At 71.4% G+C, this 24,341-nt stretch carries 27 protein-coding genes and 1 pseudogene; 11 read left to right on the top strand and 17 right to left on the bottom strand.

The features are described from left to right. Positions 1-34 precede the first annotated feature (34 nt). Complete coding sequence (gene tyrS, locus ADK54_RS39855) at positions 35-1,303, top strand: tyrosine--tRNA ligase (protein WP_053730747.1); 1,269 nt, start codon at positions 35-37, stop codon at positions 1,301-1,303. Between the two features lie 58 nt (positions 1,304-1,361). Here tyrS and ADK54_RS39850 read toward each other — a convergent pair whose 3' ends face one another. Continuing rightward, on the bottom strand, positions 1,362-1,637 hold the full coding sequence (locus ADK54_RS39850) for a GlsB/YeaQ/YmgE family stress response membrane protein (RefSeq protein WP_053730746.1): 276 nt from the start codon (positions 1,635-1,637) through the stop codon (positions 1,362-1,364). Positions 1,638-1,851: 214 nt separating this feature from the next. Between ADK54_RS39850 and ADK54_RS39845 the strand changes: the two genes are divergently transcribed. Then, positions 1,852-2,226: a DUF3099 domain-containing protein gene (locus tag ADK54_RS39845; protein WP_053730759.1), complete on the top strand. Its 375-nt coding sequence runs from the start codon at positions 1,852-1,854 to the stop codon at positions 2,224-2,226. Between the two features lie 195 nt (positions 2,227-2,421). Beyond that, positions 2,422-2,661: a hypothetical protein gene (locus tag ADK54_RS39840; protein WP_234392404.1), complete on the top strand. Its 240-nt coding sequence runs from the start codon at positions 2,422-2,424 to the stop codon at positions 2,659-2,661. Here the strand turns inward: ADK54_RS39840 and moaA are convergent. From moaA to ADK54_RS39825, 3 genes are all read right to left on the bottom strand, one after another. Next, entirely contained in the window at positions 2,644-3,633 is a 990-nt protein-coding gene (gene moaA, locus ADK54_RS39835) for a GTP 3',8-cyclase MoaA (protein WP_053730744.1), read from the bottom strand. The genes ADK54_RS39840 and moaA overlap by 18 nt on opposite strands. A gap of 174 nt (positions 3,634-3,807) precedes the next feature. After that, the gene (locus ADK54_RS39830; protein ID WP_053730743.1) at positions 3,808-5,436 is read right to left on the bottom strand and encodes a cation acetate symporter; all 1,629 of its coding nucleotides are present in this window, start codon (positions 5,434-5,436) and stop codon (positions 3,808-3,810) included. Next, a complete protein-coding gene (locus tag ADK54_RS39825; protein WP_053730742.1) occupies positions 5,433-5,798 on the bottom strand; it encodes a DUF485 domain-containing protein in 366 nt (121 codons plus the stop codon). The genes ADK54_RS39830 and ADK54_RS39825 overlap by 4 nt, the downstream gene beginning before the upstream one ends. Positions 5,799-6,161: 363 nt before the next feature. On the opposite strand from ADK54_RS39825, the gene ADK54_RS39820 reads away from it, so the two are divergent. Further along, a complete protein-coding gene (locus tag ADK54_RS39820) occupies positions 6,162-7,703 on the top strand; it encodes a S8 family peptidase (RefSeq protein WP_053730741.1) in 1,542 nt (513 codons plus the stop codon). A 53-nt stretch (positions 7,704-7,756) separates the two neighbouring features. Here ADK54_RS39820 and ADK54_RS39815 read toward each other — a convergent pair whose 3' ends face one another. From ADK54_RS39815 to ADK54_RS39780, 8 genes are all read right to left on the bottom strand, one after another. Beyond that, entirely contained in the window at positions 7,757-8,800 is a 1,044-nt protein-coding gene (locus ADK54_RS39815) for a zinc-dependent alcohol dehydrogenase family protein (protein WP_053730740.1), read from the bottom strand. 18 nt (positions 8,801-8,818) lie between these two features. Beyond that, positions 8,819-9,484, bottom strand: coding sequence for a lysoplasmalogenase (locus tag ADK54_RS39810; RefSeq protein ID WP_078967009.1), 666 nt, complete (start codon positions 9,482-9,484; stop codon positions 8,819-8,821). Further along, positions 9,481-10,365 carry a sterol desaturase family protein gene (locus ADK54_RS39805; RefSeq protein WP_053730739.1) on the bottom strand — a complete coding sequence of 295 codons (885 nt, stop codon included), beginning with the start codon at positions 10,363-10,365 and terminating at the stop codon, positions 9,481-9,483. The genes ADK54_RS39810 and ADK54_RS39805 overlap by 4 nt, the downstream gene beginning before the upstream one ends. Positions 10,366-10,536: 171 nt before the next feature. Then, positions 10,537-11,250 (bottom strand): VIT1/CCC1 transporter family protein, encoded by a 714-nt coding sequence (locus ADK54_RS39800; RefSeq protein ID WP_053730738.1) that lies wholly within the window; start codon positions 11,248-11,250, stop codon positions 10,537-10,539. A gap of 24 nt (positions 11,251-11,274) precedes the next feature. Further along, positions 11,275-12,501: an amidohydrolase family protein gene (locus ADK54_RS39795; protein ID WP_053730737.1), complete on the bottom strand. Its 1,227-nt coding sequence runs from the start codon at positions 12,499-12,501 to the stop codon at positions 11,275-11,277. After that, entirely contained in the window at positions 12,498-13,820 is a 1,323-nt protein-coding gene (locus ADK54_RS39790; RefSeq protein WP_053730736.1) for an amidohydrolase family protein, read from the bottom strand. The genes ADK54_RS39795 and ADK54_RS39790 overlap by 4 nt, the downstream gene beginning before the upstream one ends. Before the next feature lie 13 nt (positions 13,821-13,833). Next, the gene (locus ADK54_RS39785; protein WP_053730735.1) at positions 13,834-14,718 is read right to left on the bottom strand and encodes an SDR family NAD(P)-dependent oxidoreductase; all 885 of its coding nucleotides are present in this window, start codon (positions 14,716-14,718) and stop codon (positions 13,834-13,836) included. A 2-nt stretch (positions 14,719-14,720) separates the two neighbouring features. Beyond that, positions 14,721-15,518 (bottom strand): acetoacetate decarboxylase family protein, encoded by a 798-nt coding sequence (locus tag ADK54_RS39780; protein ID WP_053730734.1) that lies wholly within the window; start codon positions 15,516-15,518, stop codon positions 14,721-14,723. A gap of 126 nt (positions 15,519-15,644) precedes the next feature. Here ADK54_RS39780 and ADK54_RS39775 point away from each other — a divergent pair, with 126 nt between their 5' ends. The 6 genes from ADK54_RS39775 (at position 15,645) to ADK54_RS39750 (ending at position 21,199) form a co-directional block, all read left to right on the top strand. Then, positions 15,645-16,271 carry a TetR/AcrR family transcriptional regulator gene (locus ADK54_RS39775; RefSeq protein WP_053730733.1) on the top strand — a complete coding sequence of 209 codons (627 nt, stop codon included), beginning with the start codon at positions 15,645-15,647 and terminating at the stop codon, positions 16,269-16,271. 169 nt (positions 16,272-16,440) lie between these two features. Then, positions 16,441-17,421, top strand: coding sequence for a DEDDh family exonuclease (locus ADK54_RS39770; protein WP_053730732.1), 981 nt, complete (start codon positions 16,441-16,443; stop codon positions 17,419-17,421). A gap of 53 nt (positions 17,422-17,474) precedes the next feature. Continuing rightward, on the top strand, positions 17,475-17,708 hold the full coding sequence (locus ADK54_RS39765) for a hypothetical protein (RefSeq protein WP_078967008.1): 234 nt from the start codon (positions 17,475-17,477) through the stop codon (positions 17,706-17,708). A gap of 109 nt (positions 17,709-17,817) precedes the next feature. Continuing rightward, complete coding sequence (locus tag ADK54_RS39760) at positions 17,818-18,606, top strand: SURF1 family protein (RefSeq protein ID WP_053730730.1); 789 nt, start codon at positions 17,818-17,820, stop codon at positions 18,604-18,606. A 30-nt stretch (positions 18,607-18,636) separates the two neighbouring features. After that, positions 18,637-20,439 carry a glycoside hydrolase family 15 protein gene (locus ADK54_RS39755; RefSeq protein ID WP_053730729.1) on the top strand — a complete coding sequence of 601 codons (1,803 nt, stop codon included), beginning with the start codon at positions 18,637-18,639 and terminating at the stop codon, positions 20,437-20,439. Positions 20,440-20,443: 4 nt separating this feature from the next. Beyond that, the gene (locus ADK54_RS39750; RefSeq protein ID WP_053730728.1) at positions 20,444-21,199 is read left to right on the top strand and encodes an SDR family oxidoreductase; all 756 of its coding nucleotides are present in this window, start codon (positions 20,444-20,446) and stop codon (positions 21,197-21,199) included. A 234-nt stretch (positions 21,200-21,433) separates the two neighbouring features. Here the strand turns inward: ADK54_RS39750 and amaP are convergent, their stop codons facing one another. From amaP to ADK54_RS39725, 5 genes are all read right to left on the bottom strand, one after another. Continuing rightward, the gene (gene amaP, locus ADK54_RS39745) at positions 21,434-22,012 is read right to left on the bottom strand and encodes an alkaline shock response membrane anchor protein AmaP (RefSeq protein ID WP_053730727.1); all 579 of its coding nucleotides are present in this window, start codon (positions 22,010-22,012) and stop codon (positions 21,434-21,436) included. Between the two features lie 3 nt (positions 22,013-22,015). Beyond that, positions 22,016-22,717 (bottom strand): DUF6286 domain-containing protein, encoded by a 702-nt coding sequence (locus tag ADK54_RS39740; protein ID WP_053730726.1) that lies wholly within the window; start codon positions 22,715-22,717, stop codon positions 22,016-22,018. Then, positions 22,714-23,064 carry an iron-sulfur cluster assembly protein gene (locus tag ADK54_RS39735; protein ID WP_053730725.1) on the bottom strand — a complete coding sequence of 117 codons (351 nt, stop codon included), beginning with the start codon at positions 23,062-23,064 and terminating at the stop codon, positions 22,714-22,716. Before ADK54_RS39735 ends, ADK54_RS39740 begins: the two co-directional genes overlap by 4 nt. Before the next feature lie 3 nt (positions 23,065-23,067). Then, positions 23,068-23,259, bottom strand: a complete 192-nt coding sequence (locus ADK54_RS39730) for a hypothetical protein (protein WP_053730757.1) — start codon at positions 23,257-23,259, stop codon at positions 23,068-23,070. Positions 23,260-23,375: 116 nt separating this feature from the next. Further along, complete coding sequence (locus ADK54_RS39725) at positions 23,376-23,873, bottom strand: Asp23/Gls24 family envelope stress response protein (protein ID WP_053730724.1); 498 nt, start codon at positions 23,871-23,873, stop codon at positions 23,376-23,378. A gap of 88 nt (positions 23,874-23,961) precedes the next feature. Between ADK54_RS39725 and ADK54_RS39720 the strand changes: the two are divergent. Further along, positions 23,962-24,341: pseudogene (locus ADK54_RS39720) on the top strand (nucleopolyhedrovirus P10 family protein); the annotation flags it as partial.

Raw genomic sequence — 24,341 nt, 5'->3', positions numbered from 1 at the left:
GTCAGTAAGCACGTCTGAAGGAGACAAGAGACCCGTGACGGACATCGTCGACGAACTGCAGTGGCGTGGGCTGATCGCCCTCTCCACTGACGAGGACGCATTGCGCAAGGCGTTCGCGGACGGTCCCGTCACGTTCTATTGCGGCTTCGACCCGACCGCGCCCAGCCTGCACCTCGGCAACCTGGTGCAGATCCTCACGATGCGCCGGATCCAGCTCGCGGGGAACCGGCCGCTGGGCCTGGTCGGCGGCGCCACCGGCCTGATCGGCGACCCGAAGCCGAACTCGGAGCGCACGCTGAACGCGCCGGAGGTCGTGGCGGGCTGGGTCGAGCGGCTGCGCGGCCAGATCGAGCGGTTCCTCGACTTCGAGGGCCCGCACGCCGCGACGATGGTCAACAACCTGGACTGGACGTCGGGCCTGTCGGCCATCGACTTCCTGCGGGACGTCGGCAAGTACTTCCGGGTCAACAAGATGATCGCGAAGGAGGCCGTCTCGCGGCGGCTCAACTCCGACGCGGGCATCAGCTACACCGAGTTCAGCTACCAGATCCTCCAGGGCATGGACTTCCTGGAGCTGAACCGGCGGTACGGCTGCACGCTGCAGACCGGCGGCAGCGACCAGTGGGGCAACCTCACGGCGGGCACCGACCTGATCCACCGGGTCGAGCCCGACGCCGACGTGCACGCGCTGGCCACGCCGCTGATCACCAAGGCGGACGGCACCAAGTTCGGCAAGACGGAGTCCGGCACGGTCTGGCTCGACCCCGAGAAGACCACGCCGTACGCCTTCTACCAGTTCTGGCTGAACGCGGACGACCGGGACGTCTCGAAGTTCCTGCGGATCTTCAGCTTCAAGTCCCGCGAGGAGATCGAGGAGCTGGAGAAGCTCACCGAGGAGCGGCCGCAGGCCCGGGCCGCGCAGCGCGCGCTCGCCGAGGAGCTGACCACTCTGGTCCACGGCGCCGACCAGTGCGCGGCCGTGATCGCCGCGTCCAAGGCGCTGTTCGGCCAGGGCGAGCTCACCGAGCTGGACGAGTCGACGCTGGCCGCCGCCCTGTCCGAGCTGCCGCACGCCCAGGTGTCCGAACTCGGCCTGGTCACCGACCTGTTCGCCGAGGTCGGCCTGGTCGCCAGCAAGTCGGCCGCCCGCCGCACCGTGAAGGAGGGCGGCGCCTACGTGAACAACGTGAAGGTGACCGCCGAGGACGCGGTGGCCACGGCGGAGGAGCTCCTGCACGGGCGCTGGCTGGTGCTGCGCCGGGGCAAGAAGAACCTGGCGGCCGTCGAGGTCACCGGCGCCTGAGGCTCGCACACGTACGAAGGGGCGGTTCCGCTGCGGGACCGCCCCTTCGTCCTGCCCGTCAGGCACGCTGTTTGTTGCCGCGCAGCGCCATGTACAGCATGTCGCCGAGGAAGACGATGACGACGGCGGCCGCGACCTGCAGGCCGTGCCGGCCCCAGTCGATGCCCTTGGTCTCGGCGATCCCGATCGCCCGGGCGATCGAGTTGCCCACGATGCCGCCGATGATGCCGAAGATGGTGGTCAACCAGAGCGGACTGTGCTGCTTGCCGGGAATGATCGCCTTGGCGATGAGACCGAGCACGAATCCCACGATGATGGCCCACAACCAGCCCATGGCTGCCTCCTAGTACGGCTCGACGTGAGCAGGTTCAGCCAGTGTCAGCCCGTACTCCGTACGGCGCATGTCGGACACCTCCCTACGTGGTACGCACTGCGGCATCCGCGCAGGTAAGAGCCGCCCCGGTCTCGAACCCGGCGGAGCCCGGGCGTACGGTGATAAAGGTGCGGGCCGGGGAGAGCCCGCCGTGGAACTCGGGTGGTGGAACGTGATGCGGAAGCAGCGCAGCGGCCAGGTCTTCCGGATCACCGGGGCCCGTCAGGGGCTCGCCGAGGACGTCCGCGGCAGGCAGCGCCGGTATGTGATCTCCATGTCGATCCGCACCGTTTCGGTGGTGCTGACCGCGGTGCTGTGGAACATCGAGCGTCCTGTCGCCATCGTGACGCTGGTGCTCGGCGCGCTGTTGCCCTATGTGGCGGTCGTGTTCGCCAACGCGGGCCGGGAGAACGTGACTTCGCTGCCCTCCACCTTCATCCCCGCCCCGAGCCGGCCGGCGCTGGGCGCGGCCCCGACGGGCGGCTCGGCGGAATCCCCCACGGAACCCACGGCCGGTGACCAGGAGTGGCCTTCACGCGAACAAGGCTGATCCGTCACCGTCCGCGAAGCTCAGGAAAACCTCAGATCAATCATGAAGTTCCGGTGCACCACACCGGGTCCCCCATGACATACTTCGTAGGCGCTCCGCATCCCCCGTCGGAGCGACGGACCGACGCCGGGCAGCTCCCCCCGTGGCTGCTCGGCGTCGCCTTTTGTACGGGGTCGCATGACGGACAATGTCTCTGTGAGTGACGAGACGACTGACGAGACCCCCAGCTGTTCCGCCAAGGGCTGCCGTGCCGCCGCCGTGTGGGTCCTGGCCTGGAACAACCCGAAGATCCACACGCCGGAGCGGCGCAAGACGTGGCTCGCCTGCGACGAGCACCGCGAGCACCTCTCCCAATTCCTGGGCGTACGGGGCTTCTTGAAGGATGTCGTGACGCTCGCCGAGTGGGAGTCGGCCGGCTCAGCCGCCGATCGCTGACATCGGGCGGTCGGGCTGCAGGAACGAGGGGTCGTCCAGACCGGAACCGGCCTTCTTTCCCCACATCGCCAGCTTCCACAGCCGGGCGATCTCCTCGTCACCGGCGTCCGAGCGCAGGGCCGCGCGCAGGTCGGACTCCTCGCGGGCGAACAGGCAGGTGCGCACCTGGCCGTCGGCGGTCAGCCGGGTGCGGTCGCAGGCCCGGCAGAACGGGCGGGTCACCGAGGCGATGACGCCCACGGTGTGCGGGCCGCCGTCGACCAACCAGCGCTCGGCGGGCGCGGAGCCCCGCTCGTCGTCGCCCTCGGGGGCGAGCGTGAAGCGCGTACGCAGCGATTCCAGGATGTCGCCGGCGGTGATCATGCCGTCGCGCTTCCAGCCGTGCTGGGCGTCGAGCGGCATCTGCTCGATGAAGCGGAGCTCGTAGTCGTGCTCGACGGCCCAGGCGAGCAGGTCGGGGGCCTCGTCGTCGTTGAGGCCCGGCATCAGGACGGCGTTGACCTTGACCGGGGTGAGGCCTGCCTCGCGGGCGGCCTCCATGCCCTCGATGACGTCCTTGTGGCGGTCGCGGCGGGTCAGTGTCTTGAAAACGTCGGGCCGCAGGGTGTCAAGGGAGACGTTGACGCGGTCGAGACCGGCCGCCTTCAGGGCGGTCGCGGTGCGCTTGAGGCCGATGCCGTTGGTGGTGATCGACATCTTGGGACGCGGCTCCAGGGCGGCGCAGCGCTCGACGATCCCGACCAGGCCCGGGCGCAGGAGCGGCTCGCCGCCGGTGAAGCGGACCTCATTCACACCGAGGTCGGTGACGGCGATGCGGATGAGGCGGACGATCTCGTCGTCGGTCAGCAGATCGGGCTTGGCCAGCCACTGCAGACCCTCTTCCGGCATGCAGTACGTGCACCGCAGATTGCACCGGTCGGTGAGTGAGACACGCAGGTCAGTGGCCACTCGGCCGTAGGTGTCGATGAGCACTGTGGGCCCCCTCCCCTGTCCGTCGAAGGTCAGTCGCACATCCGTCGAATGCGTATACACCCGAGCCTACGCGTTGCGTCCGACAACTGGAGGGGCCGATTGTCACGAGGTGCAGCGAGGCCGTGTCGTAGGACTCTACGACACGGCCTCGGCCATGGGCGGTGCGGATGTACGTCAGTGGGCGCCGACGCCCGTGAGGGACTTGACCTCCAGCTCGGCGTACTTGCCGGCGTCGGGCTCCTCCTTGGACAGGAGCGATCCGATCCAGCCGAGCAGGAAGCCGAGCGGGATGGAGATCAGGCCCGGGTTCTCCAGCGGGAACCAGTGGAAGTCGACGCCCTTGAACATCGACGTCTTCGGGTTGCCGGAGACGACGGGCGAGAACAGCACCAGGAACACCGAGCTGAACAGGCCGCCGTAGATCGACCACAGCGCGCCCTGGGTGGTGAAGCGTTTCCAGAACAGGCTGTACAGGATGGTCGGCAGGTTCGCCGAGGCGGCGACCGCGAAGGCGAGCGCGACCAGACCGGCCACGTTCATGTCGCGGGCGAAGGCGCCGAGCACGATCGCGATCGCGCCGATGAAGACGGTGGCCCAGCGGGCGGCCCCCATCTCCTCCTTCTCGGTCGCCTTCCCCTTGCGGATGACGTTGGCGTAGATGTCGTGCGCGAAGGAGGAGGACGAGGCGAGGGTGAGGCCGGCGACGACGGCCAGGATGGTCGCGAAGGCGACCGCCGAGATCACCGCGAGCAGCGTCGCCCCGCCCGTGGTGCCGACGCCGCCGCCCAGGTACTCGGCGAGCTGCGGGGCCGCGGTGTTGCCCGCCGGGTTCTGCGCCTTGATGGCGGCGGGTCCGACGAGCGCGGCCGCGCCGAAGCCGAGCGCGATCGTCATCAGGTAGAAGGCGCCGATGATGCCGATCGCCCAGTTCACGGACTTTCGGGCGGCCTTCGCGGTGGGCACCGTGTAGAAGCGGATCAGGATGTGCGGCAGGCCCGCGGTGCCGAGGACCAGCGCGATGCCGAGCGAGATGAAGTCGAGCTTGGAGGTGCCGTTCGCTCCGTACTTCAGGCCGGGTTCCAGGAAGGCCGAGCCCTTGCCGCTCTTCTCGGCGGCCGTGCCGAGCAGGTCGGAGACGTTGAAGTGGAACTTCAGCAGCACCAGGAAGGTCATCAGGATCGCGCCCGCGATGAGCAGCACCGCCTTGACCATCTGGACCCAGGTGGTGCCCTTCATGCCGCCGATGGTGACGTACACGATCATCAGGACGCCGACCAGGGCGACGATGAGGATCTTGCCCGCGTCGGTGGTGATGCCGAGCAGCAGGGAGACGAGCACGCCCGCGCCGGCCATCTGCGCGAGCAGGTAGAAGATCGAGACGACGATGGTGGAGGCGCCGGCCGCGGTGCGGACCGGGCGCTGGCGCATCCGGTAGGCGAGCACGTCGCCCATCGTGTAGCGGCCGGAGTTGCGCAGCGGCTCGGCGACCAGGAGGAGCGCCACCAGCCAGGCGACCAGGAAGCCGATGGAGTACAGGAAGCCGTCGTAGCCGAACAGCGCGATGGCTCCGGCGATGCCGAGGAACGACGCGGCCGACATGTAGTCGCCGGAGACGGCGAGGCCGTTCTGGAAGGCGGTGAACTGGCGGCCGCCCGCGTAGAAGTCGGAGGCGTTCTTGGTCTGCCGGCCGGCCCAGACGGTGATGGCAAGGGTCGCGGCGACGAACACCGCGAACAGGGTGATGATCAGCGGCCGGTGCTCGGTGGTCGCGGAGGCGGCGAGAGGAACGAGGGCGGGGCTCATGCGTCGGCCTCCATGCGGGACTTGATGGCCTCGGCCTTGGGGTCGAGCTTCGCGGCGGCGTGCCGCGAGTAGAACCAGGCGATGAGGAACGTGGTCAGGAACTGGGCGAGGCCGAAGACGAAGGCCACGTTGATGTTGCCGATGAGCTTGGTGCCCATGAAGCCGCCCGCGTAGTTGGACAGCAGCACGTACAGCAGGTACCAGACGATGAAGCCGATGGTCAGCGGGAAGGCGAACGAGCGGTGCGCGCGGCGGAGCTCGCCGAACTCCGCGCTCTGCTGCACCGCGGTGAACGCCTCGGTGCTGGGCTGGGCGGGACGGGGGTCCGTCCCGGCTTCGGGCGGCGGCGCGTCGGTGGCCACGGAATCTCCTCGCGATGCGGATGCGGCGGGAACGGAAAGTTCGGACATAGGGGTCCTCGCTGTGGGGCTGGATGCGGTCCCCCTGACAACGGCACGGAGCGCGGGGCGTCTCGGTTCAGTCCGGCCGTTTTTTCTCCGTGGCGCATCCCCTGCCGGCGCGTGGCGCGTTCCGCGCGCCCGCCGGGTCGAGTACGCGACTTTCTTCGCGGACTCGGCACAAAACGTTGATCCGTCGAGATGATCGGCGATAGCTTCACTGCTCAATGCCCCGGGCGGTTCCGGTGCCGGAGCAGTTGTCCTCGCCCTTCCCGGGTTCTTCACCTACGTACGCATCGAGAGTTCCGCCAACCCCATGGAGACCCCATGCCGTTGCACATCTCCCGTACGCGCCGCGCCGTCGCCGCCTCGGCGGGCCTGGCCACCGCCGCCGCTCTGGCGCTGCTTCCCGGCACGGCTTCGGCCGCTTCCTTCGGCATCGGTCCGTCGAGCGCGAAGGCCGCGCAGACGGCCGGGCCCGAGCTGAGCTACATCGTCAACATCCGCCCCGGGCACGGGAATTCGGCCCGGGTGCAGAGAGCCGTCGCCGATGCGGGCGGCTCGGTGCTCCAGGCGTACGACCAGATCGGCGTGCTCGTCGTGCACTCCGCCAACGCGGACTTCGCGAAGACGATCCGCGAGGTCAAGGGCGTCGATTCGGCGGGTGCGACGCGGACGGCTCCGCTGCCCGCGCAGTCCACCACCGATGTGGGCATGCCGAAGAAGCTCACCGCCGAGGACCTGAAGGCCGCGTCCGCGAAGGCCGCGCCGGGTGAGGATCCCCTTGAGCCGCTCCAGTGGGACCTGAAGGCGATCAAGGCGGACAAGGCGCACGAGAAGACGCTGGGCAGCTCCAAGGTCACCGTCGGCGTGATCGACACCGGTGTCGACGACACCCACCCCGACATCGCGCCCAACTTCGACCGCGCCAAGTCGGTCAGCTGCATCACCGGCAAGCCGGACACCACGGACGGCGCCTGGCGCCCGTTCACCACCGGCGGCTCCCCGCACGGCACCCATGTGGCGGGTGAGATCGCGGGCGCCAAGAACGGCGTCGGCATCACCGGGGTCGCGCCCGGCGTGAAGGTCGCGGCCATCAAGGTGTCGACGCAGGGCGGCAGCTTCTTCTACACGGAGGCCGTGGTCTGCGGTTTCGTGTGGGCGGCCGAGCACCACATCGACGTGACGAACAACAGCTATTACACCGACCCCTGGTACTTCAACTGCAAGAACGACCCCGACCAGAAGGCGCTGGTCGACGCGATCACCCGGGCGTCGAAGTACGCCGAGTCCAAGGGCACGGTCAACGTGGCGGCCGCCGGCAACGAGAACAACGACTTCGCGGCCGACTCCCTCACCGACCCTTCGAGCCCCAACGACACGACTCCGGGCAGCCGGGTGATCAACCCGCGTGAGTGCCTGGACATCCCGACCCAGCTGCCCGGCGTGGTGACGGTCGCCTCGACCGGCGCCAAGGGCCTCAAGTCGTCGTTCTCCAACTACGGCCTCGGCGTGATCGACATCGCGGCCCCGGGCGGCGACTCGACCGCCTACCAGCCGCCGCAGGCCCCGGCCACCAGCGGCCTGATCCTGGGCCCGGTCCCGGGCGGCACCTGGGCCTACATGGCCGGTACGTCGATGGCGACGCCCCATGTGGTGGGTGTGGCGGCCCTGCTGAAGTCGCAGCACCCGCACGCCTCGGCGGCTCAGATCAAGGCGCTGCTCGCGCTGCAGGCGGACCGGACGCCGTGCACGACGCCGTACGACATCGACGGTGACGGCAAGGCGGACGCGGTCTGCCAGGGCGGCACGTTCTACAACGGCTTCTACGGTGTGGGCATTACCAATGCCCTCAACGCCGTGAAGTAGCGAGGGAGTTGAGGGGGCCGTCCGTTCTGCGGGCGGCCCCTTCGGCATACGTACTACGGCTTGACGAGGACCTTGAGCGCGGTGCGGTCGTCCATCGCCTGGTAGCCGCCCGGCACGCCCTCGATGCCGACCGTGAGGTCGAAGACCGGGGACGGGTCGATGGTGCCGTCGAGCACGTCGGCGAGCAGCTCGGGGATGTAGGTGCGCACGGGGGCGACGCCGCCGCGCAGCGCGATGTTGCGGTCGAACATGACGCCGAGGTCGAGGCCGGTGCCGGAGCCGTGCGGGACGCCGACGTAGCCGATGGCGCCGCCGTCGCGGGTGATCTCGACGGCGGTGCGCATGGACTGCTCGGTGCCGACGGCCTCGATGACCGAGTGCGCGCCCTGGCCGCGGGTCAGCTCGCGCACCGCGGCGACGGCCGCCTCGCCGCGCTCGGCGACGACGTCGGTGGCGCCGAAGAGCTTCGCGATGTCGGTACGGACCTGGTGGCGGCCGAGCGCGATGATGCGCTCCGCGCCGAGCCGCTTGGCGGCGAGCACCCCGCACAGGCCGACGGCGCCGTCACCGACGACGGCGACGGTCGAGCCGCGCGTGACGCCCGCGCCGACGGCCGCGTGGTGGCCGGTGCCCATGACGTCGGACAGCGCGAGGAGCGCGGTCAGCAGGTGGTCGTCGGATGCGGCGTCGGCGGGCAGCTTGACGAGGGTGCCGTCCGCGAACGGAACACGTACGGCCTCGCCCTGGCCGCCGTCGGAGCCGACCGAGCCCCAGAACCCGCCCTGCGGGCAGGAGGTGGTCAGGCCCTCCGAGCAGAAGTCGCAGGTGCCGTCCGACCAGACGAAGGGCGCGACGACCAGGTCGCCCTTGCTGAACCCGCGCACCTCGGGGCCGGCCTCCTCGACGATGCCGAGGAACTCGTGCCCGATGCGCTGCCCGGGCTGCCGGGCGGACTCGCCGCGGTAGGCCCACAGGTCGCTGCCGCAGATGCAGGCCCGCAGGACGCGGACGACCGCGTCGGTGGACACCTGGACCTTCGGGTCCGGCACCTCCTCCACCCGGATGTCGTGGGGGGCGTGGATGACGGTGGCGCGCATGCTGCTGGTCCTTGCCGGTCAGGGGGTGGTACGGGACTCCTCACGGTACGCCTGTGCGAGAAGTGCCTGCGCGGCGAGATAGGTCAGCATGACGCAGAAGTCGGGGCGCGGCGGCTGCGGCCAGTCGGCGACGCCGGTGGCGATGAGGGTGTCGGAGAGCAGGAACATTGCCCCGCCGAGGCCGACGAGCGGCCCGAGCCGCGATGAGCGGTAGGCCATCGCGGTGAGCAGCAGGCTGTATCCGGCGACCGGGATCCGCAGCCCGCCCGGCAGGTCCGGCCAGAGCGCGGCGACGGTCCCGACCAGCGCGATCCCGTACGCGGCACCGAGCCCGGCATGCGTCCTGCCGCGCCCGAACAGCACGAGGTAGCAGACGTGCCCGGCGGCGAAGCAGCCCATGCCGAGCAGGAACGCGGCATCGGCGCCGGAGAGCAGGAACACGTCGCCGCCCCAGCCGCACAGCAGCGCCGCGATGAGCAGCCGGGGCCCGCCCCGCGCGTACACGTGCCCGGCGAGCAGCGGCATGAGCAGCGGCTTGGCGACGAGGTGCCCGGTGTGCCAGCCCGCGAGGAGGGAGACCAGATCGACGGCCGCGGCGAGGCCGAAGGCGATCAGGAGCGGGGGGACCGTGGCGGCCTTCGCGGTCAGCCCGCGCGGGACGGCGTCCGCGCCGGGCTGCGTCATGCGGCGCGCTCCGCCACGGCGGCGGGCCCGGCGGCCGTCGCCACCGGGGGCTGCGGCTGCCAGCCCGGGCCGCGGAAGACCCGCCCGGCCCGCTCCCGCCAGGTGCGGGCGGCGCGTACGTCGCGGGCGATGGCGGCGTACTCGTGGGTGGCGACGCGCAGCGGGTTGAAGGTGGAGATGTTCTTGGTGAGGCCGAACACGGGCCGCTCGGTCTCGGCCGTGAACGAGCCGAACATCCGGTCCCAGATGATCAGGATGCCGCCGAAGTTCCGGTCGAGGTAGCCGCCCTGGGAGGCGTGGTGCACCCGGTGGTGTGAGGGCGTGTTGAAGACGAACTCGAACGGGCGGGGCAGCTTGTCGACCCGCTCGGTGTGCACCCAGAACTGGTAGACGAGGTTCGCCGACGAGCAGAACGCGAGGACTGCCGGGTGCACGCCGAGCGCGATGAGCGGCACGTAGAAGGGCCACACGGTCCAGCTCGTCCAGGGCTGGCGCAGCGCGGTGGTGAGGTTGAACTTGCGGCTGGAGTGGTGCACCACGTGGCAGGCCCACAGGATCCGGATCACGTGGTGGCCGCGGTGTGACCAGTAGTAGAAGAAGTCCTGCCCGAGCAGCATCAGCGGCACCGTCCACCACAGGACCGGGATCGCGAGCGGGGTCAGCGCGTAGACCGCCGTATAGATGGCGACGATCGGAATCTTCCACAACGCGTCGAAGACCAGACTGCCCAGGCCCATGCCGACGCTGGTGGCGGCGTCCTTCGTCTCGTACCCGGCGGCGTCCTCGTCCGGATGGAGCCGGTAGCTCACCATCTCGATGACGGTGAGCAGCACGAAGGCGGGTATCGACCACAGCACGACATCGGGCAGGTTCGGCGACATGCCTGCACCGTAGGGGCGGGGTGGCAGGTCCGGCTAGATGTTGTTACCCACAAGTATGCGAGACGTGTTGTCAGCAGGCTTTGGTGAGTTCTGCCAATGGGGTGGCCGGACCGGTGCGCCCCCTGCCGACGCCCGCGTCGCCGGACCGCCTCGCGAAGGTCCTCCGCGGGGTCACGCCCCCACCGCCCCGAGCAACGCCCCCGCCGCGTACGTGACCCCCATGGCCACCGCACCCCCGCCCACGTTCCGCAGGATCGCGCGGCTCGCCGGGGCCGCGCCCAGGCGGGCGCTCCACCAGCCCGTCAGGGCCAGTGCGGCCAGGACCGAGCCGACCGTGACGTACAGGCGGACGGAGGCCGGGGGCAGCACGATGGCCAGGAGCGGGAGCAGCGCGCCTGCCGTGAAGGCGAAGAAGCTGGCCCAGGCCGCGTGCCAGGGGTTGGTGAGTTCGTCGGGGTCGATGCCCAGCTCGACGCTGGCGTGCGCGCGCAGGGCGTCGCGTTCGGTGAGCTGGAGCGCCGCCTCGCGGGCCACCTCCTCGCTGAGGCCGCGATCCGCCAACAGGCCGGTGAGCTCGGCCAGTTCGGCCTCGGGGAACTCTTTGAGTTCGCGACGTTCCGTCGCGAGCGCGGCCTTCTCCGAGTCGCGCTGGGTGGAGACGGAGACGTACTCGCCGGCCGCCATCGACATGGAACCGGCGAGCAGTCCGGCCAGGCCCGCCGTCAGGAGGGCCGAGCGGTCGTCCGTCGCGCCGGCCACGCCGACGACGAGACCGGCGGTGGACACGATGCCGTCATTGGCGCCCAGGACCGCGGCCCGCAGCCAGTTGAGCCGCGAGCCGAGCGCCCCGTTGTGCGCTTCGTCGTGCTGGTCGGTTGAGCTCATGCGGGGAGGGTCTCACCCCGCCTCTCACCACACGCGCACCGACCCACCCAGCGCGAACGCCGGGCTCGTCGCCTGCGGCGGGATCTCCTTCAGCGGCTCGGCGATCTCCGCCACGGTGGGGCCGACCCGGGCCGCGACCTTGTCGAGAGAGGGCAGGTCGAAGCCGTAGACGCGGGCCGCGTTGCCGCCGACCATGGCCGCGACCTCGTCGCTCGGCAGGCCCGCGTACGCGATCCGCAGCCCCTCCCGGGAGAACGGGGTCGTGCCCTCGTCGTGCGGGTAGTCGCTGCCCCACATGATCTTGTCGAGGCCGATCCGGTCCCGCAGCGGCACCTCGTGCGGACGCATGAAGCTCGCGCCGACGAAGCAGTTGTCCCGCCAGACCTGGGACGGGCCCCTGCCCATGGACTCCGCGAGGCCCGCGCCGAACTTCGACTCCGCCGTGGACGCCTTCGTCGCGGCCGCCACCAGGCGGGCGTGGTAGTAGTCCAGCATGTCGAGGACGCCGGGGATCCAGCCCGAACCCTGCTCGGTGAGGATGAGCTTGAGGGACGGGTGGCGGTTGAAGGCGCCGCCGAAGATCAGGTGCCACAGCGCCCGGTGCGCGAACCACGTCGTCTCCACCATGAACACCGCCCGGGCCGCCGGCTCCTCCCCCAGCGGCGGGGACGCGGACCCGCCGTGGTGGTTGACCGGCACGTCCAGGTCCGCGCAGGCCGCCCAGATCGGGTCGTACACGTCGGAGTAGAGCTCGGGGACGCCCGAGCCCGGCGGCGCGCCCGGCAGCAGGATGCCGCCGGTCAGGCCCGCCTCCTTGACCCGGCGGATCTCCCGTACCGCTTCGTCGACGTCGTTCAGGAGGATCTGCGCGACGCCCGCCCGGCGGCCCGGCGCCTCGGCGCAGAAGTCGGCCAGCCAGCGGTTGTGGGCGCGCAGGCCCGCCCAGCGCTGCTCGAACTCCTCGCGGGTGGGCGCGGGCGCCATGAGGGAGGCGGAGGGGAAGAACGGCGGGATCGTGTTCGGGAAGACGACTTCCGCCACGATGCCGTCCGCCTCAAGATCGGCCAACCGGCGGCCCGAGTTCCAGTTGCGGTCGGCGGTGTCCGCCATCAGGTCCTCGTACGGGTTGACGTACGTCGCCGCCCACGCGTCGAAGGCTTCGTGGTGCTTGGACTCCAGGTACGGGCGGTAGTCCAGGAGGTCGGCCCCGGCGTGGCAGTCCGCCGAGATGACGGTGTAGCGGTCCGTCATGACGACACCCCCAGGACCGGGAAGTCGTGTTCGGTGAGCCAGTGCCGGCCCACCTCGCGCGAGCGCGCCCAGGACGCCTCGACCGCCAACTGGTCGTCGCTCTGGCCGAGTTCGGCGGGGGTCGGCCCGATCCGGCGGGCGATCGGCGCGAGCTTCTCCGTGTCGAAGCCGAAGACCTCCGCCGCCGCCAGGCCCAGCATCCGCCGGGTCTCGGCCACCGGAATGTCGTGGAAGGTGTTGCGCAGCCACTCGCGGGTGTTCGGCCACGTCCCTTCCGGGTGCGGGAAGTCGGAGCCCCACAGGATGTTGTCGACGCCGATCTCGTAGCGCTGGGCCAGCTCGCGGCGCTTGGTGTTGGTGGCGCAGATGAAGATCTGCCGGTCGAGGTACTCGCTCGGCGGGCGCTTGAGCTCAGCGAACGGGGAGAGCTTCTTGCCGCCGTGCGCGCCGAGGTAGAGCCGGTCCATGAACCACAGCAGGTTCGGCAGCCACCAGCAGCCCGACTCGGCCACCCCGAACTTCAGGCCCGGGTGCCGCTCGAAGACGCCCGACCACAGCAGGAACCAGAGGGGCCGGGCGGGCCAGAACGTCACCTCGGACACATAGATCCCCAGGTGGTCGCCGTACTCGTGGCGCGGGGCCGCGCCCGAATGGGTCACCAGCGGCATCCCGGTCTCGGCCGCCGCCGCCCAGACCGGGTCGTAGCGGCGGTCGTGGTAGGGGGCGCGGTCCACCCACATCGAGGGGATCATCAGCGCGCCGAGCCCGGACTCCTTGGCCCGGTGGATCTCGGCGACCACCCGGTCGACCTCGCCGGTGACGGGCAGCAGGGCGACCCCGCAGTGCCGTTCGGGATTCTGGCCGACGAACTCGGCGAGCCAGCGGTTGTGCGCCTGGGCGCCCGCCATGCCGAGCTCGGGGTCCTGGTCGCCGGAGAGGCCGAGGCCCACGCCGAAGGGCGCGGCGGTCTGGCTGTCGACGGCGTCCGCGTCGGGGAAGACGACCTCGGCGGCCACGCCGTCCCCGTCGAGCTCCTTGAGCCGCTGCGCCGCGTCCCAACCGCCGCGCAGGCCTTCCTCGTTGTCGCTGAACCACTTGTCGGCGAACGCCTCGTTGCGCACGCCGAGCCGGGTCATCTCCTCGCGGCGTCGGTCGCGCCCCGCGAGGAACTGGTCGAAGTCCCGGTGGAACCGGGCGTCCAGATAGGGCCGGTACCGCTCGGTGGGCAGCCCGGCGTGGCAGTCGGAGGAGATGATCAGGTACGGGTCGTTCTGCGCCGCGTGCTGCGCCGTGTTCTGTGCTGTGTTCTGTGCTGTCATCGCACGTCCCTCGTCAGTCCAGGATGAAGCTTTCCAGGTACGCCGGGTTCGCCCGGTCGAGCATTGCCTGCGACCGCGCTCTGATCTGCCGGTCGCTGTGCCCGCTCGCGGGCAGCATCCAGAACCGGTCGGCGCGGATCCCGTCGACGACCTCGGCGGCCACGGACTCGACCGGGGTGAACTCGATCTCCTGGCCGGCCGCCTTCATGGCCGCCTCCCACTGGTCGAGGCTGCGGTACGGGGTCCTGCGCGGCCGCTCCTTCGCGTACCGCTCGGGCCGGTTGCGGTGCGACTCCCACAGTCCGGTGCGCAGCATGTGCGGCCCGGGGAAGAGCACCGAGGCGCCCACCGCCGCGCCCTCCGCCTTCAGATGCGCGTACAGGGACTCGGTCATCGTGACGACGGCCGACTTGGTGACGGCGTACACGGACGCGGTCGGCAGCGGGGCGATCCCGCCGTCACTGGACGAGGTGTTGACGACCCGGCCGGGCTCGCCGCCCGCGATCATGCGGGGCACGAAGGCCTGGATGCCGTGGAAGACGCCCCACACATTGACCGCGAACGCCCACTTCCAGTCGTTGACCTCGTGCTCCCACATGCGGCCCTCGGCGCCGGAGCCGACGCCCGCGTTGTTGCAGAGCACGTGCACGGCGCCGAAGGTCTCGTACACGGCGTCCGCGAGCGCGATCACGGAGTCCCGCTCGCTGACGTCGACGGTGCGCGCGAGCACCTGCGCCCCGTCCTCGCGCAGTTGCCCGGCGGCCTTCTCCAGGGCGCCCCCCTCGACGTCGGCGAGGACGACCCTGAGCCCCTCGGCGGCGAACCGCCGGGCCATCGCGAGCCCGATCCCGCTCGCCGCACCCGTGACGACGGCGACCTGCCCCTGCCTGAGCTCCATGGTCAGACGCTCCCCTCGGGCGGACCGTCGAGAATCTGCTGGGGGTCGTCGTAGCGCTGGTGGATGTACGGCAACAGGGCCTGCGCGCTGACCCGTTCGGCCACCCGGCCCTTCTGGTCGGTGGTCTTCTCGCCGATGGTGATCTCGACGACGCGGCGCACCGGCAGGTCGGCGACCGGGTCGTACATCGACTCGCGCAGCACCACATCGCCGGTGATCTTCTCCAGCTTGCGCACCTTCTCGTTGCGTACGCAGTGGACGAGGACGGGGTCGGCGTCGAAGCCCTCGCCGTCCACGGCGGGCAGGAACTTGAAGTAGAAGTCGGTCTTCCGGGTCGGCTCCGGCAGCGGCAGCGCGCCCTCGACGGCGCCCCGCACCTCCACGAACGCGATCCCGTGCCGGGCGAGCGAGGCCTTCACGACCAGGCCGTCGCGCTCGACGAGGACCTCGCCGAGCTTCTTCGGCTCGCCGAACACCTCGCGCCCGCCGATCAGGGCCCGCTCGTGCGTCATCGGCATGACCAGCGGATACCAGCCCTCCTGCCCGTCGTGCACGGCGGCGACCGCCACCGAGCCCGCGCCGAGCGGATAGCCGGGCAGGTCGACCTTGCTGATGTTGGCCCGCACCAGCGGGCGCTGCGCGGGCTTGAGCGGCGGCGGCAGCACGGCCGCGACCGCGTCGGGGTCGCTCTCCCAGACCGCCACCACGCCGGTCGACCAGATGTCGGGGAGCTTGGAGCTCGCGGTGCGCGCCGCCTGGATCTCGTCCTCGGTGCGCGCCCCGTACCGTACGCGTGCCATGTCGTACCACCCTTCGCAGGCTGTTCTGGGCAGGCTGTCCCTTCCAGGGGTTCTGTAACACAGTTACACCGCGTCCGATGAAGGGTAAAGACCCGCGCACGCACCGGAATTGATGGAGAGTCAGATATGACGCGTACGTCACTCACCCGCGAGGAGGTGCTCGCCGCGGCCGGATCCCTGGTCAGACAGCACGGCCCGGCCGCCCTCACCATGCGGGGGCTCGCGGCGGAACTCGGCACCGCCGTCACCTCGATCTACTGGCACGTCGGCAACCGCGAGTCGCTCCTGGACGCGCTCGTCGAGCGGACCGTCGAGGAGCTGGGCGAGATCAGACCGCGCGGGCGCACCCCGGCCGCCCGCGTCGTGTCGGTGGCCCGCACCCTGCGCCGGGAGCTGCGCGCGCGCCCGCACCTGATCGCGATGGTCCACGAACGCGGCCTGACCGAGCGGATGTTCCTGCCCGCACAGGAGGCCCTGGTCCACGAGATGCACGCGGCGGGCCTGCGCGGCGCCCGGGCGGCCCAGGCGGTGCGGGCGATCCAGTTCCAGGTGGTGGGGTACGTCCTGGTCGAGCGCAACCGGGAGCGCGCGCCGGTGCAGCGCCCGGCCGAGGAGGAGCTGTGGCACGCCGCGGCGGCCGAGCAGGACCCGTCCCTCGCCCGCGCGCTCGCCGCCCCGGTGGACCAGGACCGGCTGTTCGCGGAGTCGGTCCGGGCGCTCGTGGCGGGGCTGCTGGCCGGGGGCGGCACGTGAGGCCCCGGCCCGGGTACACGGAGGGGTGGCTCCCGAGCGGGTCCACGACAGCCCCAAACCGGCCGACACCAGGGCCGGTTGGCCGCTCCGGACCGGCGGGGCCCGGCACCGCGAACCCGGTCGCCCACCTGGCCCCGGCCCGGAGTGTCAGTGTCGCCCCGTATTCTCTGTGACCATGCTCGACGACCTGACGACAGCAGCGACGTGGCCGGCCGCCTACCCACCGGGGTACGCGGTCGTCGACGTGGAGACCACCGGCCTCGCCCGCGACGACCGGATAATCTCGGCTGCCGTCTACCGGCTGGACGCCCAGGGCAACGTCGAGGACCACTGGTACACGCTGGTCAACCCCGAGCGCGACCCGGGCCCGGTGTGGATCCACGGGCTGACCAGTGACGTCCTCGAAGGGGCGCCGCTCTTCCCGGAGATCGCCGAGGAGTTCGCGGCCCGGCTCGACGGGCGGGTCCTGGTCGCGCACAACGCGATCTTCGACTGGCAGATGATCGCGCGCGAGTACGCGCGGGCCGAGCGCACCGCGCCGGTCAAGCAGCGGCTGTGCACCATCGCGCTGTCCAAGGAGCTCGCGCTGCCGCTGCCCAACCACAAACTGGAGTCGCTCGCCGCACACTACGGCGTCGTGCAGCAGCGCGCGCACCACGCCCTGGACGACGCGCGGGTGCTCGCCGAGGCGTTCCGGCCGAGCCTGCACGCGGCCGCGGCCGGCGGGGTGCGCCTCCCGCTGCTCGAATGCCGCCCGCTCACCGAGTGGACGGACTCCCCGGCGACCCCCCGCATCGGCTACCAGGCCTCCTACCGCGGCGGCTCGGGCACCTGGCGGGCCTCGCGCAAGCGCCCCGCCTGCCCGCACCCCAACCCCGGCCGCTACGAGCCGGACCGGCCCCTGAAGCAGGGCATGCGGGTGGCGTTCTCCGGCGACACCTCCGTCGACCGCGAGCTCCTGGAGGACCGGGCGATCGAGGCGGGGCTGCACGTGGCGACCAGCGTCTCGCGCCTCACCAGCCTCCTCGTCACCAACGATCCGGACTCGGCGACGTCCAAGACCGTCAAGGCCAAGTCGTTCGGCACGCCGGTCGTCGACGAGGCCGCCTTCACCCAGCTCCTGCGGGACGTGGCACCGGCAGACGGGTGAGTGCCGGGCGCGGCGCCCACCGTGCGTGCCGCGCACCCCTCACCCTGTGGCGCATGGCACGTTGCGAGGTCTGCGGAAACGACTACGGGATGTCCTTCGAGGTGCACGCGCAGGGCGCGGTGCACGTCTTCGACTGCTTCTCGTGCGCCATCCACCGCATGGCGCCCATCTGCGAACACTGCCGGGTCCAGATCATCGGCCAGGGCGTCGAGGTCGAGGGCGCGTGGTACTGCGGAGCGCACTGCGCCCGCGCGGACGGAAAGGTGGGCATCGTCGACAAGGTGTGACCTCTCCCCTCCTGCGCCCGCCACCCACTCCCCTCCTGCTCCCGCCACCCACCCGGCCTCCCGCCACCCCACTCAGCGCACCCCGTGACCCGAGTTGTACGGTCATGGGGTGTACCGCTTCCTGTTGTCCCGGCAGTGGGTGCTCGTCACCCTTCTGGCCCTCGCTCTCATCCCCACGATGATCGAGCTGGGCTTCTGGCAGCTGCACCGCCACGAGCACAAGGTCGCCCAGAACACCCTGATCGCCGACAACCTCAAGGCGAAGCCCCTCCCGGTGACCGACCTCACCTCGCCGGGCCACACGGTCCCGCAGTCGGACTACTGGCGCCGGGTCAGCGCGACCGGCACCTGGGACACCGCGCACGAGGTCGTCGTACGGCGCAGGACCGCGGCCGACGGCCGGGTCGGCTACCACGTGCTCACCCCGTTCGTCCTGGACAGCGGCCCGACCGTGATGGTCAACCGGGGCTGGATCGCCGACAACGGCAACCAGCTGGACTTCCCGAAGATCCCCGCGCCGACCAAGGGCAAGGTCACGATCACCGGCCGACTGATGGCCGACCAGACGACCGCGGCCAGCGGCATCAAGGACGTCAAGGGCCTGCCGCCCCGCCAGGTCATGCTGATCAGCAGCGCCCAGCAGGCCAAGGCGCTCGGCCGCACCGTGCTCGGCGGCTACATCGAGCAGACCGCCCCCGAGTCGCCCGACGACTCCCCCGAGCTGATCCCGGCCCCCGACGACAGCTCGATCGGCCCGCACATGGCGTACGCCGTTCAATGGTGGCTCTTCTCGGCCGCCGTGCCGGTCGGCTGGTTCATCCTCGTACGGCGCGAGAAGCAGGACCGCGAGGAGGCGGCGGCCGCGCCTCAGGCGGCGCCGGAACCCGCGGCTGCTTAGCATTTTGTCCGGCCGGGAACACGCCATGGCGTGACACAACGTACTCAGCGCATCGAGGACTACGCCCTCATCGGCGATCTGCAGACCGCGGCCCTGGTCGGCCGGGACGGATCGGTCGACTGGCTCTGCCTGCCCCGCTTCGACTCCGCCGCCTGCTTCGCGGCGCTGCTCGGCGACGAGAACAACGGCCACTGGCGGATCGCCCCGGCCGAGGCGGGCCACTTGGGACAGTGCGACCGGCGCGCCTATCTGGGCGACTCGCTCATCCTGGAGACGTTCTGGGAGACCCGCACCGGCACGGTGAAGGTCGTCGACTTCATGCCGCAGCGCGACCAGGCCCCCGATGTCGTCCGCATCGTGGAGGGCCTGAGCGGCGCCGTCGAGATGGACTCCGTCCTGCGGCTGCGCTTCGACTACGGCCATGTGGTGCCGTGGATACGGCGCTCGGACGGGCACCGGGTGGCGATCGCGGGGCCCGACTCGGTGTGGCTGCGCAGCGAACCCGAGGTCAAGACGTGGGGCCAGGACATGAGTACGCGCTCGTCGTTCACGGTCGGCGAGGGGGAGAAGGTCGCCTTCGTCCTCACCTGGCACGCCTCGCACCGGCCGCGCCCCGACCTCTGCGACCCGTACGAGGCACTTGAGCAGTCGGTGGCCGACTGGCAGGAGTGGGCGGACCGCTGCCAGTACCAGGGGCCCTACCGGGAAGCCGTGATCCGCTCCCTGATCACCCTCAAGGCCCTCACCTACGCCCCCACCGGCGGCATCGTGGCCGCCGCCACCACCTCGCTGCCCGAGGAGATCGGCGGCGTACGGAACTGGGACTACCGCTACTGCTGGCTGCGCGACTCCACCCTCACCCTGGAGGCACTGCTCGCGGCCGGCTATCTGGAGGAGGCCTCGCACTGGCGGGACTGGCTCCTTCGCGCCGTCGCCGGCGACCCGGCCGACCTCCAGATCATGTACGGGCTCGCGGGCGAGCGCAGGCTGCCCGAGACCGAACTCCCTTGGTTGAAGGGCCACTTGGGGTCTGCTCCGGTCCGGATCGGCAACGCGGCCGTCGACCAGCTCCAGCTCGATGTGTACGGCGAGGTCGTCGACTCGCTGTACCTGGCGCGCGAGGCGGGCCTCAAGAGCGAGGCGCACGCCTGGAACATCCAGCTGGCCCTGCTCGGCTTCCTGGAGGAGCGCTGGCGCGAGCCGGACGAGGGCCTGTGGGAGGTGCGCGGGCCGCGCCGGCACTTCGTCCACTCGAAGGTCATGGCGTGGGTGGCCGCGGACCGCGCGGTGCGCACCCTGGAGGCCGACCCGAAGCTGCGCGGCACCGCCGGGCGCTGGCGCAAGATGCGCGACGAGGTGCACAAGGAGGTGTGCGAGAAGGGCTTCGACCCGGTCCGCAACACCTTCACGCAGGCGTACGGCTCGACGGAGCTGGACGCGGCGACCCTGCTCATCCCCCGGGTCGGCTTCCTGCCGCCGGACGACCCGCGGGTGGTGGGCACGGTCGACGCGGTGCGCGAGGAGCTCGGCGTGAACGGCTTCCTGCGTCGCTACAGCACGGACGGCACGACCGTGGACGGGCTGCCCGGCGGCGAAGGCACCTTCCTGGTGTGCTCGTTCTGGCTGGCGGACGCGCTGCGCCTGACCGGCCGCGAGGACGAGGCCCGGGAACTCTTCGAGCGGCTCCTGGACCTGCGCAACGACGTGGGGCTGCTCGCCGAGGAGTACGACCCGGTGGGGAAGCGCCAGCTCGGCAACTTCCCACAGGCGTTCAGCCACATCGGCCTGGTCGCGACCGCCTGCGCGCTGGAGTGCGGGGAAGAGGCAGGATAGGCGCATGGATCTTGGACTGAAGAACCGTGCATACGTCGTCACCGGGGCTTCGCGGGGCCTCGGTCTCGCATCCGCCCGCGCGCTCGTCGAGGACGGCGCGAAGGTGGTCATCACCGGCCGCGACGAGAAGACGCTGAAGGAGGCCGCCACCGAACTCGGTCCCGACGCCCTGCCGGTCACCTCCGACAACGCCGACCCGGCAGCGGCGGCGCGGCTGATCGCCACCGCCCGCGAGCGCTTCGGGCGCTTCGACGGCGTACTGATCAGCGTGGGCGGCCCGGCGCCGGGCTTCGTCGCCGACAACACCGACGAGCAGTGGCAGTCGGCCTTCGATTCGGTGTTCCTCGGGGCGGTCCGCATCGCCCGCGCGGCAGCCGACGAACTCGACGAGGGCGGCGTGATCGGCTTCGTCCTGTCCGGCTCGGTCCACGAACCGATCCCCGGCCTGACCATCTCCAACGGGCTCCGCCCGGGCCTGGCGGGCTTCGCCAAGTCGCTGGCCGACGAGCTGGGCCCACGCGGAATCCGCGTCGTGGGACTCCTCCCCTCCCGCATCGACACGGACCGGGTGCGCCAGCTCGACGAACTGTCCGGCGACGCGGAGGCGACCCGAGCGGCCAACGAGTCCCGCATCCCGCTGCGCCGCTACGGCACCCCGGAGGAGTTCGGCCGCACGGCCGCGTTCCTGCTTTCACCGGCGGCGTCGTACCTGACGGGCGTGATGCTGCCGGTGGACGGGGGTGCGCGACACGGCTTCTGAGGGCCGGGGCCCTTCCCTGCGAGGGGCCCCGCCACGCCCGGTCGCGCAGTTCCCCGCGCTCAGCCCGTCATGGGGGTCCCCCCTGGCCCTTGAGGCCTTGGGGGAGTTTGAGGACGAGCGCCCTTCAGGCGCGAACGGGGTCTGGGGCGGAGCCCCAGGAGCGCCAACCGGCAGCCGAACGAACTCCCCCGGAGGGTCCGAGGAAGGGGCGGGGTGGGGAAAGGGCTCCCAGCGTCAACTCACGCGCCGCGCCCGATGCTTGACCGCCCGCAGCCGAACCTCCGCCGGCAGCTCCGCAAGCCCCGCCGAGTCCCGAGCGTGCGCAAGCGACTCCCCCTCAAGCCGGGCCAGCGCCCCCGCAGGCTCCGCATGCGCCTCCAGGAGGAGCTCCACCCGGGCCGATGGGGCGGACCGCCGGCCGACCAGGACGACCTGCGCCCGGGACACCCCGTCAAGCCCCTCCGCCTCGCCGGCGAGCACCGCCTCCAGCGCCCGCCCCCGCAGCAACGCCCCCTCCCCGTCACCGGAGTCCACCAGAACCTCGGCGAGCCGGGCCCGGCGCAGCTGGGCGAGCAGCCACCACAGGGCGAGCAGCACGAGCAGCGCCAGTACGGCGATGACGACCGGCCACCACCAGCCCTGGTCGTTCCAGTGGTCGCGGCGCGAACGGCTCAGGACTACGTCGGTCTTGCCGCGCCAGGGCCACCAGGACGGCACGTCAAGACCGAACCCGGCGGCCAGAGCCGCGCCCCCCGCGAGGAACAGCACGAGCCCCGCGAGGCCGAGCACCACCCGGTTGACCGTCCTCAGCATCGCTCAGCCCTTCCGTACCGGGCGGCTCACATGGACCGCGAGCCCGGGCGGCCCGGCAAGGCCCAGCTCCCGGATTCCCGTGCCCAGCGCCGCGTCCAAGTCGGCCCGTACGTCGTCGAGTTCACGGAAGTGCGACAGGGCGCGCACCACGACCCGGGTGCGCCCCATGCGGACCCGGACCGACTGGACGCCGGCCACCTCCATGGCCCGGTCGCGCAGCACGAGCGCCGCAGCGGCCCGGTCGAGCCCGGCGCGTACGGCCGGCGACTCGCGCCGCATCGGCAGGATGCCGCGCAGGCCCGGGGTCACGGCGAGCACGATCAGCCAGATGCCGAGCAGCGCCACGGCGCCCGCGCCCGCGAGCACCGCCACGTCGTCGACGGGGTGCCCCGCCAGCCAGTCGGCGAGCCGGACCCGCCAGCGCATCGCGGAGCGGTGGGCGCGTACGGCGGCGATGTCGTAGAGGAAGAGCCCGGACGCCGCCAGCAGCACCAGGGCGAGCAGTCCGGCGGGCACCCGGCGCACCGACCAGAAGCGCCCGGCCTTGCCGCCCTCGCCGTCCGCGAGAACGGGCACGGGGTCGTAGTCGGCGGCCGAGACCGACTGGTCGAGCCCGGGGGCCCCGGCGGCGGCCGCCGGATCGGGGCTCTGCTCGATCACGGGCAGGCGCTGCGTCCCGTCGTCGCCTTCGTGCGGCTGGCTCATCGGATCCTCCCCCGGTCCGCCGCGCCCGCGTCCGCCGCGTGCAGACGCTCGATCTGCACCGCCACCTCGGGCACCTCCATCCCCGCCAACGCCCTTACCCGCTCGGCGACTTGGCGACGCACGGCGCGGCACTGGCCGCCGAGATCGCCGGGGTAGCCGAGCTCGACGCTGACCCGCACCCGCGCGGATTCCTGGTGCACGGTGACGGTGGCGCGGGGCGGGGCGCCGCCCTCGGGGATCTCGTCGAGCGCCTCTCTGGCCGCCTGTGCGGCGATCTTCGCGACGACCCGGTCGGCGATCCGGGTGGCGCCGCGCTCGGCGGGCTCGATCCGTCCGGCCACCGCCATGGGTCAGCGCCGCCGGTCGCCGCGGTCGCGGGGCCGGAAGAAGTCGCCGGGTTCGAGGTCCCCCTCCAGGAACCGGCCCACCACGAAGCCGATCGCGCCGAGTGCCGCCACCAGCAGGAAGGCCCCGAAGCCGCCGAAGTATCCGGCGAAGCCGAGTGCCATGCCGGCCATCAAGCCAACCACCGCCATGCTCATGCCGAGCTCCTCGGTCCGATGAGTTCCGATGTGGTCCGATACGTGGTCGGACACGTGATCCGGTACGTGATCCGATATCTACGGAAAGCCGTGCTCTGCGGGGACCTGCGGGTGACCTATTGAAGCCGGGACTCCGGCTCTTCGTCTTCCTCGTCGGGCAGCTTCACATCGCTCACCGCGATGTTGACCTCGACGACTTCGAGCCCGGTCATCCGCTCGACCGCGGAGATGACGTTCTCCCGCACGTCGCGGGCCACCTCGGCGATGGACACCCCGTAGTCGACGACGATTTCGAGGTCGAGCGCGGTCTGCACCTCGCCCACCTCGGCCTTCACCCCGCGCGTGACGGCCGATTTGCCGCCGGGCACCCGGTCCCTGACCGCGCCGAGCGTACGGGAGAAGCCGCTGCCCATGGCGTGCACGCCGATGACGTCGCGGGCGGCGAGCCCGGCGATCTTCTCGACCACGCCGTCGGCGATCGTGGTGCGGCCGCGCCCCGCCGGATCGCCGCCGCCACGCTTGGGGACGGACGTCTTCTTGGCCTGCTCGGCCGATTCGCCCAGCGGGTCGTTCGCGGGTGTGCCGGGCCGGTTGCGCTGTGCGGTGTCACTCATGACCGTCTGTCCCTTCGCCCTTGGACTCCATTGCCCACATTAAGTGCGGTTGCCCCGACTCGCGCCCGCGATGCGGCAGGCTGGAGCAATGACGGGTGACAGTTGGAGTTCCGCGGTACGCCTTCGGCTGGGCCTGGGCCGATTGCTCGCCCTGGGTGACGTCCGGGATGGCGCGTGGATCACCGAACGGGCGGCGGTATCGGTGCTGAGGGCCGCGTCGGCGACGCTGCCGGGGTTGGCGGTGACGTCGCTGAGGCTCGCCCCGGCCGACCCCGAATCCCGCATCGAGCCGTTGGTCCCGCCCCCGCCGACCGCCCTGCCCCCGGGCCCGCTGCGGATCACGGCCGAGCTGGCGGCCGTGGGCGGCCACCCGCTGCCGGAGCTGACGGCCACCTTGCGCGAAGCCCTCTTCACGGCGGCGGACGACCGCCTGGGCCTGCCCCTCTCGGACATCGACCTGAGCGTGAC

The sequence above is a fragment of the Streptomyces sp. WM6378 genome (assembly GCF_001279695.1).
In the GTDB taxonomy this organism is placed as follows: domain Bacteria; phylum Actinomycetota; class Actinomycetes; order Streptomycetales; family Streptomycetaceae; genus Streptomyces.
The sequence above is the reverse complement of the archived record's forward strand: the minus strand, read 5'-3'. Positions and strand labels throughout refer to the sequence as shown.